Genomic DNA, 17,931 nt, shown 5'->3' with positions numbered 1-17,931 from the left:
GCATTTGCTATGTGAAAGTAGGACATTACCAGGCTTCAAATTAAAGAAACCCGTTACAGCAATGTGACGGGTTTTTTGCTGTTTGGGATTTAACAAATAGCCAAGAGCTCATACCGAACTCAGTAGTGAAACCAAAGCTTCGACCGATAATAGTGTAGCATTTCACTGTGGCTCTCCACCGCTGTGGGCAGCACGACATTCTACTGCGTAGCGCACCGACTTAACATTGTAGAAAGCCCGAATTTAACGATTCGGGCTTTTTTACTTCTGCAGAAAAGTGGATGGATAATACATGGTATCATTGGTAAACTTATTCTAATCTTTTATGCCGATTTAGCTGACTTTGCTTGTTAATTAACAGTATGAACACTAAAATTAATTTATAGTATTAGCTAAAAAATAATGTGTGTGAGCTCCCTCAATGAACTATCAACCCTTTATAGATGACTCAGTATCCCTAATAGAGTTTACACGTATTTACCTCGCTATTTTCTATACATTTGTGGCGGGATTTTATACTTATAGAATTATTTATAAAAATCGAACCACACCCTCTGGCGTTATTTTTCCTGGTCAGCAGTATTGCTCTAGTTGGTGGAACCATATGGCGTTTAAATTTTTCAGGGCTGCTATTTGGTTTGTGTGTGTTGTGAGAGTTTTTATTCCTGAATTAGATAATTACTTAGTATTATTTGAACCTATAAACGGTTGGCCTGGGGTCATGTTTGGCAATGTATTACTGAGTGCTGGGTTTATATTAAGTATGTTTGTACATTTTGATATGGCATCACTTTGGCGCTCAGGAATAGATCCTAATGGGCCAAAGGAGCTAAAAACAACTGGACTCTATGACTATTCTCGCAACCCTATGTATTTAGGTGTTGCAGTGGCTCAAATTGGTTTCTTTTTAGCATTGCCGTGTGTATTTAGTCTGATATGTTTGATTGTAGGGGTTACCGCTTTATATAGACAAACTTTAGTAGAAGAAGAGCATCTATCGCAATCTTTTTCAGAGCAGTATCAGTATTATAAACAACGCGTACCTCGCTGGTTGTAATAAAGATACTACCCACATACAAGCTGGTATTTAATTTTAAAGTAATACTTTAGACTTTACGTACTTTTCAATAAAGCTTTGTTTAGTGATTGGTTTTGAAAATACATAACCTTGAATATAATCACATGCTAACTGCTTTAATAGTAAGTATTGATACTGGGTTTCTACCCCTTCAGCGACAACCTTTACACCTAAATTATGTGCCATTGTTATTATTGCCTTTATAAGCGCTATGCTGTTTTCATTGGTTTCTATATCTCTAATAAAAGAGTGATCAATTTTTAGGATATCGATATCTAAGCGTTGAAGATAGGCAAGTGATGAATAACCGACACCAAAATCATCTATTGCTATATCAATATTTTTTGCGTTAAGCCGCTTTAATTGACTCTGTATTAAAGAATCAGGATCCATTAGCGTGTTCTCTGTAACTTCTATGAGAATAGTATGGGCGGGGAGTTTGTATTGCTCACTTGCTTCTAGCCATTCATTTACCCAATTACCAGCACGATCAATCTCAAGTGGTGACGTATTTACGCTAATTTGTATAGGTGTTTCGCAAAGTAGATTAAATTGAACAGTATCTTTAATTGCTTGTAGTTTTACCCACTGGCCAATATCGCTTATTAAGCCATTCTTTTCAGCGATTGGTATAAATTCATTTGGGCCAATTAGACCTCGCTCAGGGTGATTCCAGCGTATTAACGCTTCGGCTTTGGGTACTGATGTACCATCGATAGAGAAAATGGGTTGATAATAAAGCTCAAATTGATTTTTTTTAAGGGCAGTATGTATTTGTTCTATTAAACGGCGCTTTTCGATTGCTTGTTCTTCCATAGCATAAGTGAAAAATTCGTAGCGGTTTCTACCTTTATGTTTAGATAAATACATTGCTTGATCAGCTCGCTTTACTAAGTCTTCTACTGTTACCCCATCCGTTGGATAAAAAGTTAAACCTAAACTTGCAGTCACATACACCTTTTCTTTTTTTAGATGAATACACTGCATTAAGCTAATTTTTACTGCATTTGCAACCTTACTTGCGCTCGCTTGATTGTCTACTCCTTCTAGAATAAGAGTAAATTCATCACCGCCTAGTCTTGCTACAGTATCGTTAGCTGTTATGCAGTTTTGTAATCTAACTGCGACTTGATGTAAGAGTAAATCGCCATAGTCATGTCCGAGACTGTCGTTTATTTCTTTGAAGCCATCTAAATCAATAAAAATAAGGGCAAAAGTTATATTTTTTTTGCTAATTAAACTTTGTAGTTTTTCGTAAAAGTAACGTCTGTTAGGTAGGTCTGTTAGGCCATCTTCATATGCATATTGGTGTAATTGGAAATTTGCATTTTCAAGTTCTTTAGTACGAAGCCGAACTTGATTTTCAAGTGAACTTTCTCGCTGTTCAATCGTGTGTAACATATCGTTGAAACAGGAAGTAAGTTCGCCTACCTCATCTTGCGAGAGCTGTTTTGCACGTAAGCTATAGTCATTCGATTTTGTTATTTGGTTAGCTGTTTGTGCCAAATATAATATAGGGTTTAAAAACCGACGTCTGAGTAATAAGGATAATAGTAAGCTCACAAAAAATGTAAATATCACCAAAATAATAAGAAACTTACTATAAAATGCCACTCTATCATTAATGTAGCTATCATTAGCCCTAATTTTGAGCTCACCATAGCAATGAGAATCTAGCTCTAAAACGGTACTTATTTCTATACTATGTTGTGCTGTTTTAGAAAGAGAATTGGCGATAGCAAGTGGTTTACCATCTGAATTACTCACAATCACAGATACTATATCTGAGCGAATAAGCAGTGGGTTAATAAGTTCTTGTATTGCTTCTGCATCGTCAAACATAAGCGCTGTCGTTATATTAGGAGATAACATTTTAGAAAGAGATACTAAACTTTTTACTTGCTCTTCTTTCGCGCTACTTATTTCATAGGCACTAAATACGGTTGTGACAGTTGCGGTTGATACTAGGGCGACACACATTAAAATGACTAAAAGTTTTTTGCTCATTGTGTTTAATAAAAATAGTTTTTTCATTGCATTACCTATCAACAACGCGAGCAAGGCGTAATACTTTTGAACTCATTGTAATACCTACTTCTTTAAGTTTTTTAGGCGCTATTTCGAAACGAATTTTACCACTTGAAAGAAAAAATCTAATGTGTCCGCCATTTTTAATAAAACCTTCAGTTTCACCTATAACCATAATATTGTCATAAGGAGAAACCTTTAGGTTTTCCCAATTAGAGACTGTATTGGCGGTTATAAAAAGCATATCACACGATACGTTTGATATATCGTTGAGAGCAATATGTTTATTCTTTAAAGGTAATCCTTTTACTATTCGTTCTTTTAAAACAATGTTTGCTAACTCAATAAAGTGTTTATCAGGGCTGCATAGAGTAAAAAAAATGTCTTTTTGAGGAAGCGAGTGCCATTGAGAAAATCTGGCAAAATTATATAAGAAGCCTGCTTTAAGCATGTATTCTTTTTCCATTGCATTACAATTTGCACTAAATAAAAATACAAATATAATTAAGGTACGATGGATTAAACTTTTTGACTTGAGCATGTTATAAACTTAAAACGTAGTCATAATTGTGAATGTAAAAGATTCATCAATATAATTGGGTATAGTATAGGTTTCGTTTGTATTACCATATTCGATGTGAGAACTTGCTAATAAATTTTTACCTGAAAGCGCAGTTGACCACTGTTGGTTTATCTGCCAATTCCAAGTCAAATCTAATGCTGCGTAGTTATCTGTGTTATACGCATTAGAATTTTCTACTCGTAATGTAGAAAATAGAGAATGGCCGTTAAATAGAGTGTAATTTGCTTTTGCAAATACCTGCCTATTTGTTGAATCAAACCCAACCACAGGGCTTGTGTCATAAGGTAAGCTATATTTAAAGTCTGTATAACTGTACCCAAGCTCTGTGCTGAGAGTATCCATAGGTTGCCAAGATAAAACGACATCAAAACCTTTTGTTGTTGTTTTTCCAACAGAGATTAAATCAAGGTTGATTTGAGTTGTTGTAAGCGCTTGAGCTGCTTGTGGGATCTCTCCCGATCGAAACAGAGCGAGAGCAGGCAAAAATTGTTCAAAATGGGTGTTTAAGTTAATAACTGCTACGTTTTTACCACGCGTGTTATAAGCGGAAAAGTCCATTGACCAATCGTTATCGGAAAATCGGTAACCTAGTTCGTGAGAGATATAATTCTCAGATTTCACTTTATCGTTACCATTTAAAAAAGTGGCGATTCGATATTCATCTATAGCTACCAGCCCTGTACTTGTGCCAAGTACATCAATAACTTTGGTTCCATTAAGTTTAAAGTTATCGTTAAACTCAATAAGCGTGGGGATTCGTACACTTCTGGATATAGCGCTCCAAACAAGATGATTCTCGATTGGTTTGTAAACTAACCTTGCTGAAGGTTGGTTTTCCCACCCTGTTAGATCATTATGATCTAATTTAGTGCCAATTATAAAATCGAGAGTATCAGGGGTAAAGTTATATTGAGCTTGAATAAGCCCACCATACTGCTGAAGGTTATCCAAATCTTTATCACTATCTAAAAAGACACTTTGTGCAAATGAAATAGTGTTATAGCGGTAGTTTAATCCCCAATCAAACTGTAGTGACTGGTAAATAAAATTCATTTGGTAGTCAATATCTATCGATTCGAAATGCTCTTTTATGTAGGCTTGAGATCCATTTTGTTTGAGCCATGATACCTGTAACATCTGATTGGCATTGCCTGATATTCTGTGTTCTAAACGGGCCATCATACGTGAGTCGATACGCTTTAAATCATCAGAAAATGCAATGTTTTCATTTGTAGCATCAACTACACCTCGGTAGTTTTGGCCTAATTTTGAATGCGTAACATCGCCTTGAAATAAACCCGACAATTCATCATTAGGTGTATAGTCAGCACGTATACCAAAAGAATATTGTTTCGTAGTATCATTTGGTTTGAGTCTAGCTCCTTTTTTAGATGCATTTGCATGTTTTGCATGGCCATAAATTCGATAACTGCCTTTATTACCAATATCGTTTCCATAACGAAAATTTGTATCGACATTTATTTGATTGCCGGTGGTTGCTGTTGCTAATGTGTCACGAGTATCAATACTATTTTTAGTAATAATATTGATAACACCATTATTTGCGTTACTTCCCCATAAAAGCCCACCTTGCCCTCGAATGACTTCTATGCGTTCAATATCGTACAAAGGAACATTGAGTGTTTCCCAATAAACAGCTGCAAATTTTGGTGTATATAAACTTTGGCCATCGATCATGACTAATAACTTGCTAGAAAAGCGAGAAGCAACGCCTCTCGAAGAGATAGCCCACTGGTTATTATCGAGTTGTCTAACAATAAGCCCGGGAACCATTTTTAGTGCTTCAGGTACAGACATAGCACCAGAGTTAGTAATTTGCTCTTTACTTAAAACATAAATAGAGGAAGCTGTATCAAATGCTGATTGAGTTCTTTTCATTGCTGAAGTGACTTGAACATCCATTCCCATTAGGGCATCAAGGTCAAGGTTTTCGTAATCAAATTGCTCAGCCATTAGTAAGGGAGAAATAAAGGTTAATGGCAATAAAAAGCGTTGTGATATTTTCAATGAGGTATCCCCTGCACAATCCAAATTCAAAAACAATCGTTGTTTTTGTAAAGCATCTGTTATCACATGATATTAACATAAATTAATGATGTGAAAGCACTTTATATTATTAATAAAATTGATTTTGGAATTTGTTTAGTTTGCTCAAAATAATAAACGTCTTGGGCCAGTTGACCTTTCAGAATTAAAATTCATTCTATCTCGGGGCTATTTTATCTGGTTATTAAATTGGAAAAAGCAAAATACAGATCCTATATTTTAACTCTGTTCCATAGGTAATCATCAAGTATAAGTAGTTTTGAGCCGTCATGGTTTAGCAATGCGTTATAGGCTTAATTATTACTCGCTATTTATATAGATGGCACATTATTAAAATGTGAGTGAATATATCGTTTCTTTAAAGCTATTTTTTGCTTTTGTTATAGGGGGTCGAATACTGGATTTAGCTTCATTAAACCTAGAGGCAAGCAGGTATGATAAAAAGTGGGTTAGTGGATTTACAAGAAGTACTTGATTTAATGCTTGATGCTGTTTGTGTTGTAGATAAGCAAGGTACATTTGTTTTTGTTAGCGCCGCGTTTGAGCGAATTTTTGGTTATCCAGCCAATGAAGTTGTTGGTAAAAAAATGATTAATTATGTTTATTCTGGAGATCATCAAAAAACGCACAATGCAATTGCTTCGCTTTTATCAGGAGAGTTAATAAACCCTCGTTTTGAAAATCGTTGGCTCAGAAAAGATGGACAATTAGTCCACATACTATGGTCTGTTCGCTGGTCTGAAGAACATCAAGTAAGAATTGCAGTGGCTCACGATATTACCGAGCGAAAAGAGATGGAAGAGCAGCTTTATTACATGGCAGGGCATGATGCATTAACGGGTTTACCAAACCGTTCGTTATTAATGGATCGATTGCAAAAAGTAATTGTAAAAGCTCACCGAGATAATCTATTTTTTTCACTACTGTTTATTGATATAAATGGCTTTAAAGCTGTAAATGATACTTATGGTCATAACGTTGGTGATAAGTTGTTGCATAGCATTGCACAGAGGCTGTCGAATGTAATGAGGGAATATGACACTGTAGGGCGTTTAGGTGGGGATGAGTTTTTAATTATTTTAGATAATTTAAAGTCACCAACCGAAAGTGTTGTTATTAGGCGTAAAATTTTAGCTCAATTTAAGGCTGAATTTCAATTGGATGAATTAAGTCTCAATATCTCTCCTAGTATTGGTATTGCCAATTACCCTAATGATGGACAAACTGATCATCAACTCATTAAGTATGCCGATCAAGCTATGTACAAAATTAAAGGCGAAAATGTTGCTAAAGTTATGTAGTCATTTTTATTAATTTAATGTCTATGCTGAACTACTTTTTTTAATATCTTGTTGCCAATTGAGTGCTAAAAAATCAATAAATGTACGTACTAACGTTTGCTGATAACTTCGTGATAGGTACACCGCCCATAGGCTATGGCCAGGTGAATAATAATGCGGCAAGACTTCTACTAGCTCGCCATTTTTTAAGTGTTTATTTGCTAAATCGCAAGGAATATTAGCAATTCCCATCCCCTTAATTGCCGCTTTAACTAAAATGCCCATTTCGTTTGATTGCAAATTCCCCTTAATTGCAACTTTTTGATCATTTGTTGCCGATATTATTCGCCATTTTGTCGCACTACTGTGCACTAGGCAATTATGATTTAGTAAGTCCTGAGGTTTAATTAAGGGGGGCGACTCAGCTAAGTAGTTTGCCGAGGCACATAACACACCATCAATATGCATTAGTTTACGGGCAATATGTTGATCATCAGGTTGTTCAATATAGCGCAGTGCCACATCAACACGTTCGTCTACCAACTGTGATAAGTTATCCGAAAGTACAAGCTGAACATTTGTTTTGGGGTGTAGTTGTAAAAATTGCTCCACTCTTTCAAATAATAAATTTTGACCCAGCCCAATAGGCGATGCAATTCTGATTGTACCAACTAGTTCATTATTATGGCTATGAGCACGACTTTTTAAATCAGAGACTGTACTGAGTATTTGTTGGCAGTAAATTAATGCTTCTTCACCTTGAATAGTTAAACTTACTTTACGTGTTGTGCGATGAAATAATCTCAACGATAACCACTGTTCTATTTCTTGTACGTGACGAGTAACTTGTAAGCGGCTTAGATTTAAGTGCTCAGCAGATTTAGTAAAGCTACCACAGCGGGCAACTTCTACAAAGCTTGTAATTGCAGTAATTTTATCCATTAGTAACTTATTATGAACTAATATATATCGTAACAGTGTGTTTATCACTTAAAAGTGTGCAAGTAAACTAACTTCATTAACTCAATAATAGGATACAGATAATGAAAGTAGCAGTTTTAGGCGCAACAGGCTGGATTGGCAGCACAATCGTACAACAAGCAACTAAGCGCGGTTTAGAAGTGGTCAGCATTGTACGTGACGCAGCGAAAATAACAGATGATACAACTGCCGTTCGCGTATTTGATTTACAAAGCCAAGATAATATTGCTTCAGTACTTAAAGGTATAGATGTACTTATTGCTTCAGTGGGCGGACGTGCAGTAGGTAATCATGAATTAGTTGCACAAACCGCAGAGCGTTTATTAACAGCATTAAATGGAACAAGCACGCGTTTGATTTGGGTAGGTGGTGCGGGTAGCTTAGAGGTTGCACCAGGGGTAACACTTGTATCAACACCTGAATTCCCTGCAGATTACAAAGATGAAGCACTCGCACAAGGTGAAGCATTAAATGTATTTAAAACGACCACTAGTTCTGCTTCGTGGACTTTTGTAAGCCCTGCTGCAGTAATTTATCCTGGTGAAAGTGAAGGTCCTTATCGTATTGGCGGAGATCAGTTTTTTACAAATGAAGCTGGTGAAAGCAAAGTATCAGTCACTGATTATGCAATAGCATTAGTTGACGAAGCACAAAAAGCTGCACACTTAAACCAACGTATCAGTGTTGCTTATTAACTTATATTAAGTTTAAAGCATTTGATTATTTAGATGCTAAGCGCTGGCTCCTAAGGGCAAAATAATTTAATCTGAGAGTATTAATCCCTATTAAATTATTTGTCTTATGAGCCTTCTTTTCTCGCTTGCGTTAGCAAGTCTTCCTGCTTTACCTGAGCCTGTTGCAAATAATGCTGTGGCTAAAGTTATTATTAAAAATCAGCCTTATTTTTTAAGTTTTATGGGATTAGGCCGCGATAAACAGTACTCGTCAGTGCATAACAAAGTGTGGGCGCTTAAAGTTGGCGATTCACAGTGGCAATCTAAAACTGGTGTGCCTTCAAGCTTGCCATTAAAAGGGCGCTTAGCAAGTACCGCAGTTGGTTTAGGTGAGTACGCCTATGTGTTTGGCGGCTATACAGTTGCAGAGGATCATACTGAAGTTTCAAGCCCCGACGTATATAGGTACGACGTAATAAAAGATACCTACACTCATCTTGCAAGCATGCCAGTACCCGTAGACGATAGCGTAGCGCTGAGCTACAAAGCGCGTTACATTTACTTAATTAGCGGTTGGCATAACGACGGCAACGTAAATTTAGTACAAGTATACGACACGAAAAATAATACATGGGAGCAAGCCTCACCATTTTTAGGTGATCCCGTATTTGGTCAAGCTGCCGCTATTAGCGGCAATACAATTGTTGTGTGTGATGGCGTTAAAACACAAGCCAATCCTGATTCGCGTCGCTCGTTTGCAGGCGTAGCACAGTGCTTAAAAGGTACAATAGATTCAACTAATCCACAAAAAATAGATTGGCGCACATTGTCACATCCAACAGGTTCCGCCCACTATCGAATGGCAGCCACCAGCTATAATGGCAATATTTATATGTTGGCAGGTTCTAACAATCCATATAATTACAGCGCAATAGGCTACGACGGTAAACCTGCACCAGCAAGTGATCATGTTTGGCGCTTTAATATCGAAAAAAATGGATGGCAGGTTTTATCACCGGTTGAGGTAAAGAGTATGGATCACCGTGGTTTACTTGAACACAATGGGGTTTTATATCGAATTGGCGGTATTGACAATAAACAGCAAGTAAGTACTAACGTACTGGGTTACGAGGCTGAAAAGTGAACACTCTTTACATCACAGGAGCTGGAGTAAGCGCAGCCAGCGGTATTCCAACCTTTAGAGGGGAGGATGGTTACTGGACCATCGGCAGTAAAAATTATACACCTATGGAAATGGCAACGCGCGCAATGTATAAAAACGCACCGAAAGAGTTTTTGGCGTGGTATTACCATCGGTTTGCAACGTATCGCAACCATGGTCCAAACGACGTACACCATTGGCTGAGTGATAAAAACCTAATTACTCAAAATATAGATGGGCTTGATGGCAAAGCCGGTAATAAAAATTACATTGCTATTCATGGTAGGCTCGATCAAATGACGCTATTTCACCATCAAGGCGATGATGTAACCCCGTTTGCCGCTCCGTGGGAAAAGGTAGATGAAAGCTGCCTGCACGACTCCTTATTTGAAGTGTTTAATATTAAAAACCGATCACCTGAGCTTAATTATTCTTTTAAACCTTTTGTTTTATTGTTTGATGAGTACTACACCGAGCTTTATAGAATTAGCGAAGCGCAAAAACGCATGAGTAATGCCGATAAAATTGTATTTATGGGGACTTCGTTTAGCGTTAATATTACGCAAATGGCGATAGAAATAGCGCGTGATTACAACATTCCCATTGAAGTTGTAGACCCCGAACCGGCTCATATTTTACACCCCAATGTGAGTTATAAAAAAATGACTGCGCTTGAGTATATTCAAAATAACTAAATTAAGTTGGTGATTATGTGTGATAAATACGCTATTTATATTTATTTTACAATTTTATAAAGTATTTCTCCTTCGCTTGTACATTGTTGATCTATAATCTTAACTTATACATTAATCGTCATACTGTAAACATAACAACACTGAAGAGATGTAAATGAGTGATTTAACAGCAATAGCAAACTTATCAATATTATTAGTAGAGCCTTCAGATGTTCAACAAAAGCTTATTATAAAATCACTGACTCAGTGTGGTGTAAAGCAGGTTGAAAAAGCAACATCGCAAGAACAAGCACTAACAATGCTTAATAGTTACCAGCCTGATTTAGTTATTAGTAGTATGTACTTTTCAGACGGTACCGCTGACTCCTTACTACAAAAAATCAGATCAAATCCACTAACAGAAAACCAAGCATTCATGTTGGTGTCAAGTGAGCGTAACAAAAAGTACTTAGAGCAGTTAAGGCAGTCGGGTGTATTAGCTATTTTGCCTAAACCATTTAGTGCTGAAGCTATCACGCGCGCACTTAAAGCTACTTTAGATATTATTAGTGAAGAAGAAGTTGAGCTTGAACACTTTGATATTACTTTATTACGTGTACTTGTAGTTGATGACAGTCGCTTTGCGCGTAAACACATTATTCGCGTACTTGCGGGGATGGGGATACCAGCACCAGTAGAAGCTGAAGATGGCAAACAGGCCATCGAACAATTAAATACACAGTCATTCGATTTGATTGTTACTGATTATAATATGCCTGAAATGGATGGAAAAGAGCTAACCGAAACCGTCAGAGGGTCAAACACCTACTCACATATCCCTATTTTAATGGTGAGTTCAGAAGCAAACGACACCCACTTAGCCAATATTGCTCAAGCTGGCGTTGATGCCATTTGTGATAAACCATTTGAGCCTGCAACAGTTAGAGATTTATTGTTTAAAATAATGTCTTAACTTATAAACTTAAGGCTAGCAGTAAAAATGCATTAGCCTGAGCAGATAAAATTAAAGCAGCGCTTGTTAAAAGTCGCTGCTTTTTTATTATTGGCTAGGTACGTTATAAAGCCCAAACGCCACAAAACATAATATAACTGCAATTGTGGTATCAAATATTCGCCATCTAAATGATGAACTTAATATACTTTTAAGTTTAGGTGCAAAAAGCACTAAAGTGCTGAACCAAATTATTGACCCAACACAAGCACCAAGTGCAAAATGCATTGGGTTTGGTTGTAAAGCGCCAATATTGCCAAGTAATAACACGGTATCTAAATACACATGTGGATTTAGCAAACTGATTGCAAAAGCCGAAAGGGCAGTACTCCACCAGCTTACTTTTTCTACTTGGCTTATTATTAAACCCGAAGTCCCTTTAATCGCTCGCATTGCAGATCCATACGCTAAGTACAATAGCATCGCAATACCGCCCCATGTTAACCAAGGCAGTAATCCTGGTAATAACTGCTGTAATTCATTTGCTGCAAATACACCTATTAAAATAAGAGTCGCGTCGCAAATAATGCATACCGTGGCTAAAACCAATCGATTAGCGCCAGCCATGCATTGGCTTAAAATCCAAATATTTTGCGCGCCAATGGCAATAATTAAACTTAGCCCCAGCATCACACCCGATAAAAACGACATACTATAAATCTACTCAACTATTCAATGCCTTGCAGGGTATTGGTAATTCTGTTACAAATCCAATGAATATATTTAGGGTTATATGCGTAAAACTCATGATTGATTATCAACTACTCAATGCACTGTCGGCGGTTATTAGTGAAGGCGGGTTTGAAAAAGCCTCTAAAAAGCTATTTATTACGCAATCGGCAGTAAGTCGGCGTATTCATCAACTCGAAGCCAAACTTGGAGAGCCTGTAATAATTAGGACGCAGCCACCGCGCCCAACCGCTCTTGGCAAGCGTTTACTTAATCATTTACAACAAGTCCTGCAGTTAGAAGTTGCTTTAAACGTAGATGCACTTAACGAGCACTCCAGCTTAAACACACCTCTTAGTGTAAAGTTGGCTGCCAATGCTGACTCACTAGCCACATGGTTGCCAGAAGCGCTAGCCATACTAGATACAGAATCTGATTGTAAATTTAGATTTGAAGTGATCTCAGAGGATCAATCCATCGCCCATAAAAGAATGAAAGACGGCGAGGTAATGGTATGTATTAGCTCATCTTCTGAGCCTGTAAATGGCGGTTTAGCGAGCCCATTAGGCGCTATACGTTACAAGGCAATTGCGAGTCCTGACTTTATTAAACAGCATAACCTCACTTCGCTTACGCAATTGGCGCAGGTACCTTGTTTAGTTTTTAGTGAATATGACAAGCTACAGCACCAGTTTTTAGCCGATATTAACGCCTCAACGCCAGAGTATATACATATATATCCCTCATCAGAAGGATTTAAACAAGCCATGATAGCAGGCCTAGGCTATGGTTTATTGCCGACTTTGCAGCTTGGTGATTCCCTGCAAAAAGGGGAGTTAGTTGACTTATTTCCAGAGTATTATATTGATACGCCTTTGTATTGGCATTATTGGCAAAGTGAAAGCCCGCAACTTAAAGCACTGCGTAAGTTTGCAATGCAAGTTGCGGCTAACCGATTAGAACCAATTTAAAGGTGTTTATAACTGCCCTAATCTATAAATGAGTAATGCCGTTTTTTTAATGTTTTTATCAAGGCTGCTTAAATCGGCTGTTTCGTTTTTGGTGTGTGCGCCGCTGCCCATTAAGCCCAAACCATCAAGTGCCATATCAACATGCTTTGCCGCAAACGAAATATCAGCCGCGCCAGCATTACGTGGGTTTGCTGCTACTACTTTGTTGAAGCCTAAATCGTGGCTTGCATCGCTGTAAAGTTCTAATAGCTTTTTATTGCCATCAGTTAATGCCATTGGCGGGTAACCATCTTCAAAAATAAGTTCAGCTTTACTACCATTTAAACTGTTGCTAGCAATGAGTAGCATTGATTTTTTTGCGTTTTCGAATTGTTTTGGTGAAAGTGCGCGTAAATCACCTGCAACATGCACGGATTGTGCTATTACATTACTTTTACCAAATGCCGTTGCTGACGAATTAGCACTGTCGTAATCGGCATTTGTACCGCCCACAATAAGCCCTGGATTAAATGTTAAATTAGGTTGCGTGGCAAGTTGCTCTCTAAAATCATTTAAAATGCGTGATGCTTCGTAAATAGCGCCATAACCCACGCTTTCGCTAAATATTTGTGACGAATGCGCTGCATTTGCCGTTACGTTTAGCGTCCAGCCGGTATAACCACGGCGCGCCGCCATAGCTGTTTTTATATTGTTATCGCCATTTTCATAGCCAAGCGCTACGTCAGCCCAAATTGCTGCATCAACAATAGCTTGTTTAGATAAGCTAAGCGGGCGACCGCTGCTTTCTTCATCGCCAGTCAGCAATACTTTTATGCTTACATTTTCGAGTAAATTAAGGGCTTGTAAGCTTTTAAGTGCGGTAATTATTATCGTGTTACCGCCTTTCATATCGGCAACGCCTGGGCCACTTGCTGTATCGGCATCAAGTTCTTTGTAGGTAGTAAAGTTATCGTTTTTAGCAAATACCGTATCTAGATGGCCGATCATCAGTATTTTTATTGCATCGGGGTTTTTACTCTCATGGGTTGCCAGTACATGTCCTGCGCGGTTAAACGCACTGCCATCCAGCCATTCTACTTTAAAACCAATGGCTTTAAGCTGCTCGCTTGTCAGCGCACCTACTTTTTTTACACCTTCAATATTAAGCGACCCGCTATTAATATTTACGGCTTGCTCTATTTCTTTAAGTGCTTGAGGAATGTTTTTATCGACCTGTTTTACTATTTCACGCTCGTTTTTATCAAGCGCTGCATGGCTTGTAAGCGGTAGGGTACTAGCAAGTGTGAGGATAAGTGCATGGCTAAATTTTAAAAATGACATAACAGCATAATGAGTGAGAAATAAGAATATTTAATATGAAGTAAAAATCCAAAGTATTCAATAGAAGTAGATTGTGATTGTTAACTAATTTTATAAGTAATAACGAGTTACAAGTTTAAGGGGGACAGGGGGGGGCGCGTTATTGGTTTAAACACAAGTATTTAAGAGATAACCAACTAGCTAATAATTAAGCTGTGCAACTAAAGAGCAATTTGCCTGATATTACTGATCTCCACCATTTTGGAGTTTTGCTGCATTTAGGAAAGGAAAGTCGAAGCTAACTATTTACAAATACTTATTTTATAGCTAGGGTAAAACCATTGTAATATAAAGACATTTATTGGTTTGTAAAACGACGAATGTCGTAGACTAAATTTTCAGCTTACTAAGGGAAATATGGAACATTTCGTAGAACTAGTTAAAGCATTAGCATGGCCTGTTGCAGTTATTTGGATTGCATACATATTTCGTGTTGAAGTACGCCAGTTATTGGGGCGGGTATCATCTTTTAAATATAAAGATGTTGAAGCAAGCTTTGAAAAGAGTCTAAGTAAAGCTGAGAATAGTGCTAAAAATATTGCCAAGCCTAAAGTAAATGAATCTGAAACTGACTTAAGTCAAAAAGAACAATTACTTCGTATTGCTGATGTTTCTCCAAGAGCAGCCGTCGTCGAAGCATGGACATTAATTGAAACGGCAGCAATGAAAAGCGGACTCTCGACTGGTACAGCAATTAAACGAACTAATCCTAAAATGATTTTGGATCACCTGTCAGCATCTGGTAAGTTTTCACCTGATAGTTTGGAATTAATTAATCAATTACGACAAATCAGAAACAAAGCAAGTCACTTACCTGATTTTGCCGTCAAACAGTCAGAAGCAGAGCGTTATTTAGACTTGGCAGTTAAGAGTGCAGCTGTTATTGGTGCAACCGTAATTTAGCAACCATTAAAAAAATAAAGTGACTGTCCTGCTAAATCACTGTGGTGAATATAGGGATAAATAAATTGACCTTACGGGGTCAACGGAGGCAAGCGAAAGTGAACGCCCAATGGCAACTGTATTGCCTTGTTCATAATATAGAAAAGCTGCAAAACACGATGCATTAAGAGAGGCAACCCCTTTTGAGCCAAAATAAAGCCACTGAAACACCCGTAAATCCCTCCAAAACTCGAATAAAACCCACACTAAACACTTTTTAATATTCTGCGTAAAAACACAGTAATCAATTGAACCAAAATAGGAACTCAGCTATGGTTTGTTTATCAATAAAAATAAATAAAAAACGAGTTAATCTACAGGCTCGTTATGCATCTTTCGTATTTTGTTCCTAAATTAATTATGAGTATTATTTATGCCTGTATTTATTAGCTATTCACATGAAAATAAAGAGTTCGTTGACCAATTGGCAATGCAATTGGTACAACAAAATGTACACATCTGGCTTGATCGTTGGGAATTAAGTTTAGGTGATTCAATTATTGATAAAGTCCAAGATGCGGCTGATGGGGCAAGTGCTTTATTAGTTATTTTATCAAATGCCTCAGTGGCTTCTGAATGGTGTAAAAAAGAACTTTCAGCTGGATTACTACGCGAACTTGAAGAGAAACGAGTTGTTGTAATGCCTGTTTTGTTAGAAGACTGTAAAGTTCCGCTTTTTGCTCGTGGTAAGCTTTATGCTGATTTCCGCTCAAATTTTGATGATGGTTTAAAAACAGTTATTGATGGCATTGCAAAAGTTACTAATCCTTTTATGAATCGTATTAGCGCACCTGAATACCATACTGATTGGTCTATAGATTGGGGTGATGTGAATGGTAATTTTGCATTAATAATTAATTTTGTAGAACAAGCAAAGGATCAACCATTTACGGTATTAACAAATATTGAGCTACTAGCATCTCCTGCTGCGACGCTAAAGTATCATCAGATATCTCAAGCTGAAAATGAAGAAGTTGCACGGGCTTCAATTATTACAACCGTCCATAATTATTTGTCACGTAAAAGCGATCTAAAACCTAGATTGTCTTCAGAATATGAAAATGTTGAAAGACTTGAAATACCTGGTGATGAGGTACATGAAATATATTCTCTACGAATTGGCACAAGACGCTTAGGCGAAGATACGGGTAAGGATATTTTGGTGAATGTTTCAAACCTTATTTTGCAAGCTCATGAGCACATGACTAGCGTGTTGAAAAGTCCCGTAACAGAAGTATAACAATAGTTTTCAAGTGGACATTTTACCGCGCACCATCGCTTCGCGATTTTAGCACACAGTAAATTGCAGCTTAAAACGGAGTTATGTAACTCATTAGCTTAGTTCATCATTCATATTTCTTATTATTGGTAGTTAAAATGTTAGGTCCAAAATATTCTGTAGAAGCACAAAAAGGGGAATTAGGTGTTCAGCGAGTTTCAAATATAATCTTTGAAAATTTAGGTTGGATCTTCAAAAGAACCCCTCAAGAGTTTGATTTTGGAATAGATGGCCAAGTTGATTTGGTAGATATTAACGGTACCGTTACGGGTCAAACTTTTGCAGTTCAAATAAAATATGGTAAGTCTTTCCTAAAAGAAAAAAATAGATGGGGATATATTTACCGTGGAGAGCTGAAACATATAAATTACTTGTTAAATTACCCATTACCTGTATTTATCATGTTATGCGATCCTGATTCAAATGATGTTTATTGGGAGTTATTTGATGTTGCTAAAACAGATAGAACACCTGCGGCATGGAAAATGTCTATTTCCAAGAAACAAGTTTTGGCGGATAGCAAAAAATCAATTACTTCTTTGTTGCCTGATGTTACTGATCACACAGATGAGTTGGAAAAATATTGGCTCATCAATGATGTTATAACTAAACATACAGATAGCTTTCACATAATTATTTCAAGAGAATGGATTGAATCAAGTGATATATCAGAAGTCGCAAGTCAATTTGATAGATTTCAAGTTTCTCGGGAATTAGCATTTAAAAAGAAAAGTAACGTTGAAGTTTCATTTTACGGGTATGAATCAGACCCTCGTGAATTATTTGAAATTCCAGAAGTAGTACACTTTTCAAAAATATTAGCTGAGAAGTTACCTTTATTTTTTTATTGTGACCCTTCGAGCAATTTATGTGGTTTAAAGTCAATAGCGCTGTGTTGCGCCAAAGCACAGCTTATTAATAGCATTCCCCCCCAAGTCAAAATCGACAAGCATGCACTTATACAATTTGTTCATAAACAGCATGAGCTGCTTAATAAAGTAACTGATTGGCTAGAAATGACAGGAGATGAAAATGAGGAAATTTGTATTCCTATATATGAGCTTCTTGGAATGGCGTAAAGTTACATAACAACATGCCCTGAGGTGGACAGCAAGCGCTAAAGCTCACTTTCCACCGCAAATTTTAACAGCGGTGATCCCTTACTTTTCAAT

The 17,931-nt window shown here is 37.2% G+C and carries 16 protein-coding genes; 10 read left to right on the top strand and 6 right to left on the bottom strand.

Going from position 1 to position 17,931, the window contains the following annotated elements:
* The first annotated feature begins 421 nt into the window (after nt 1-421).
* A complete protein-coding gene (locus tag NRL14_RS20265) occupies nt 422-1,057 on the top strand; it encodes an isoprenylcysteine carboxylmethyltransferase family protein (protein WP_306725462.1) in 636 nt (211 codons plus the stop codon).
* Nucleotides 1,058-1,093: 36 nt separating this feature from the next.
* Here NRL14_RS20265 and NRL14_RS20260 read toward each other — a convergent pair whose 3' ends face one another.
* From NRL14_RS20260 to NRL14_RS20250, 3 genes are all read right to left on the bottom strand, one after another.
* Nucleotides 1,094-3,112 (bottom strand): EAL domain-containing protein, encoded by a 2,019-nt coding sequence (locus NRL14_RS20260; RefSeq protein ID WP_306725461.1) that lies wholly within the window; start codon nt 3,110-3,112, stop codon nt 1,094-1,096.
* Between the two features lie 4 nt (nt 3,113-3,116).
* Nucleotides 3,117-3,557 carry a YfiR family protein gene (locus tag NRL14_RS20255; protein ID WP_033040689.1) on the bottom strand — a complete coding sequence of 147 codons (441 nt, stop codon included), beginning with the start codon at nt 3,555-3,557 and terminating at the stop codon, nt 3,117-3,119.
* 99 nt (nt 3,558-3,656) lie between these two features.
* Nucleotides 3,657-5,717: a TonB-dependent siderophore receptor gene (locus NRL14_RS20250; protein ID WP_306725460.1), complete on the bottom strand. Its 2,061-nt coding sequence runs from the start codon at nt 5,715-5,717 to the stop codon at nt 3,657-3,659.
* 473 nt (nt 5,718-6,190) lie between these two features.
* On the opposite strand from NRL14_RS20250, the gene NRL14_RS20245 reads away from it, so the two are divergent.
* Nucleotides 6,191-7,057: a diguanylate cyclase domain-containing protein gene (locus NRL14_RS20245; protein ID WP_149613272.1), complete on the top strand. Its 867-nt coding sequence runs from the start codon at nt 6,191-6,193 to the stop codon at nt 7,055-7,057.
* Nucleotides 7,058-7,078: 21 nt separating this feature from the next.
* Here the strand turns inward: NRL14_RS20245 and NRL14_RS20240 are convergent, their stop codons facing one another.
* On the bottom strand, nt 7,079-7,978 hold the full coding sequence (locus NRL14_RS20240) for a LysR family transcriptional regulator (RefSeq protein WP_306725459.1): 900 nt from the start codon (nt 7,976-7,978) through the stop codon (nt 7,079-7,081).
* Nucleotides 7,979-8,079: 101 nt separating this feature from the next.
* Here NRL14_RS20240 and NRL14_RS20235 point away from each other — a divergent pair, with 101 nt between their 5' ends.
* The 4 genes from NRL14_RS20235 (at nt 8,080) to NRL14_RS20220 (ending at nt 11,500) form a co-directional block, all read left to right on the top strand.
* Complete coding sequence (locus NRL14_RS20235) at nt 8,080-8,712, top strand: NAD(P)-dependent oxidoreductase (RefSeq protein ID WP_306725458.1); 633 nt, start codon at nt 8,080-8,082, stop codon at nt 8,710-8,712.
* A 106-nt stretch (nt 8,713-8,818) separates the two neighbouring features.
* On the top strand, nt 8,819-9,835 hold the full coding sequence (locus NRL14_RS20230) for a kelch repeat-containing protein (RefSeq protein WP_306725457.1): 1,017 nt from the start codon (nt 8,819-8,821) through the stop codon (nt 9,833-9,835).
* Complete coding sequence (locus tag NRL14_RS20225) at nt 9,832-10,548, top strand: Sir2 family NAD-dependent protein deacetylase (protein WP_008138141.1); 717 nt, start codon at nt 9,832-9,834, stop codon at nt 10,546-10,548. Before NRL14_RS20230 ends, NRL14_RS20225 begins: the two co-directional genes overlap by 4 nt.
* 154 nt (nt 10,549-10,702) lie before the next feature.
* Entirely contained in the window at nt 10,703-11,500 is a 798-nt protein-coding gene (locus NRL14_RS20220; protein WP_007379040.1) for a response regulator, read from the top strand.
* Nucleotides 11,501-11,587: 87 nt separating this feature from the next.
* Here the strand turns inward: NRL14_RS20220 and NRL14_RS20215 are convergent, their stop codons facing one another.
* Nucleotides 11,588-12,190, bottom strand: coding sequence for a LysE/ArgO family amino acid transporter (locus NRL14_RS20215; protein ID WP_306725456.1), 603 nt, complete (start codon nt 12,188-12,190; stop codon nt 11,588-11,590).
* A gap of 95 nt (nt 12,191-12,285) precedes the next feature.
* On the opposite strand from NRL14_RS20215, the gene NRL14_RS20210 reads away from it, so the two are divergent.
* On the top strand, nt 12,286-13,179 hold the full coding sequence (locus tag NRL14_RS20210) for a LysR family transcriptional regulator ArgP (protein WP_306725455.1): 894 nt from the start codon (nt 12,286-12,288) through the stop codon (nt 13,177-13,179).
* A 6-nt stretch (nt 13,180-13,185) separates the two neighbouring features.
* Here NRL14_RS20210 and NRL14_RS20205 read toward each other — a convergent pair whose 3' ends face one another.
* Nucleotides 13,186-14,499, bottom strand: a complete 1,314-nt coding sequence (locus tag NRL14_RS20205) for a M20/M25/M40 family metallo-hydrolase (protein ID WP_306725454.1) — start codon at nt 14,497-14,499, stop codon at nt 13,186-13,188.
* Between the two features lie 396 nt (nt 14,500-14,895).
* Here NRL14_RS20205 and NRL14_RS20200 point away from each other — a divergent pair, with 396 nt between their 5' ends.
* The 3 genes from NRL14_RS20200 to NRL14_RS20185 all read left to right on the top strand — a co-directional run bounded on the left by NRL14_RS20200 (nt 14,896) and on the right by NRL14_RS20185 (nt 17,838).
* On the top strand, nt 14,896-15,441 hold the full coding sequence (locus NRL14_RS20200) for a hypothetical protein (protein ID WP_306725453.1): 546 nt from the start codon (nt 14,896-14,898) through the stop codon (nt 15,439-15,441).
* Nucleotides 15,442-15,853: 412 nt separating this feature from the next.
* Nucleotides 15,854-16,720, top strand: a complete 867-nt coding sequence (locus tag NRL14_RS20190; protein ID WP_306725451.1) for a toll/interleukin-1 receptor domain-containing protein — start codon at nt 15,854-15,856, stop codon at nt 16,718-16,720.
* A 137-nt stretch (nt 16,721-16,857) separates the two neighbouring features.
* The gene (locus tag NRL14_RS20185; RefSeq protein ID WP_306725450.1) at nt 16,858-17,838 is read left to right on the top strand and encodes a DUF4365 and DUF1817 domain-containing protein; all 981 of its coding nucleotides are present in this window, start codon (nt 16,858-16,860) and stop codon (nt 17,836-17,838) included.
* Nucleotides 17,839-17,931 lie beyond the last annotated feature (93 nt).

This window comes from Pseudoalteromonas sp. 20-92 (genome assembly GCF_030847595.1).
GTDB lineage: Bacteria > Pseudomonadota > Gammaproteobacteria > Enterobacterales > Alteromonadaceae > Pseudoalteromonas > Pseudoalteromonas fuliginea.
This window is presented reverse-complemented; position numbering and strand designations above follow the sequence as displayed.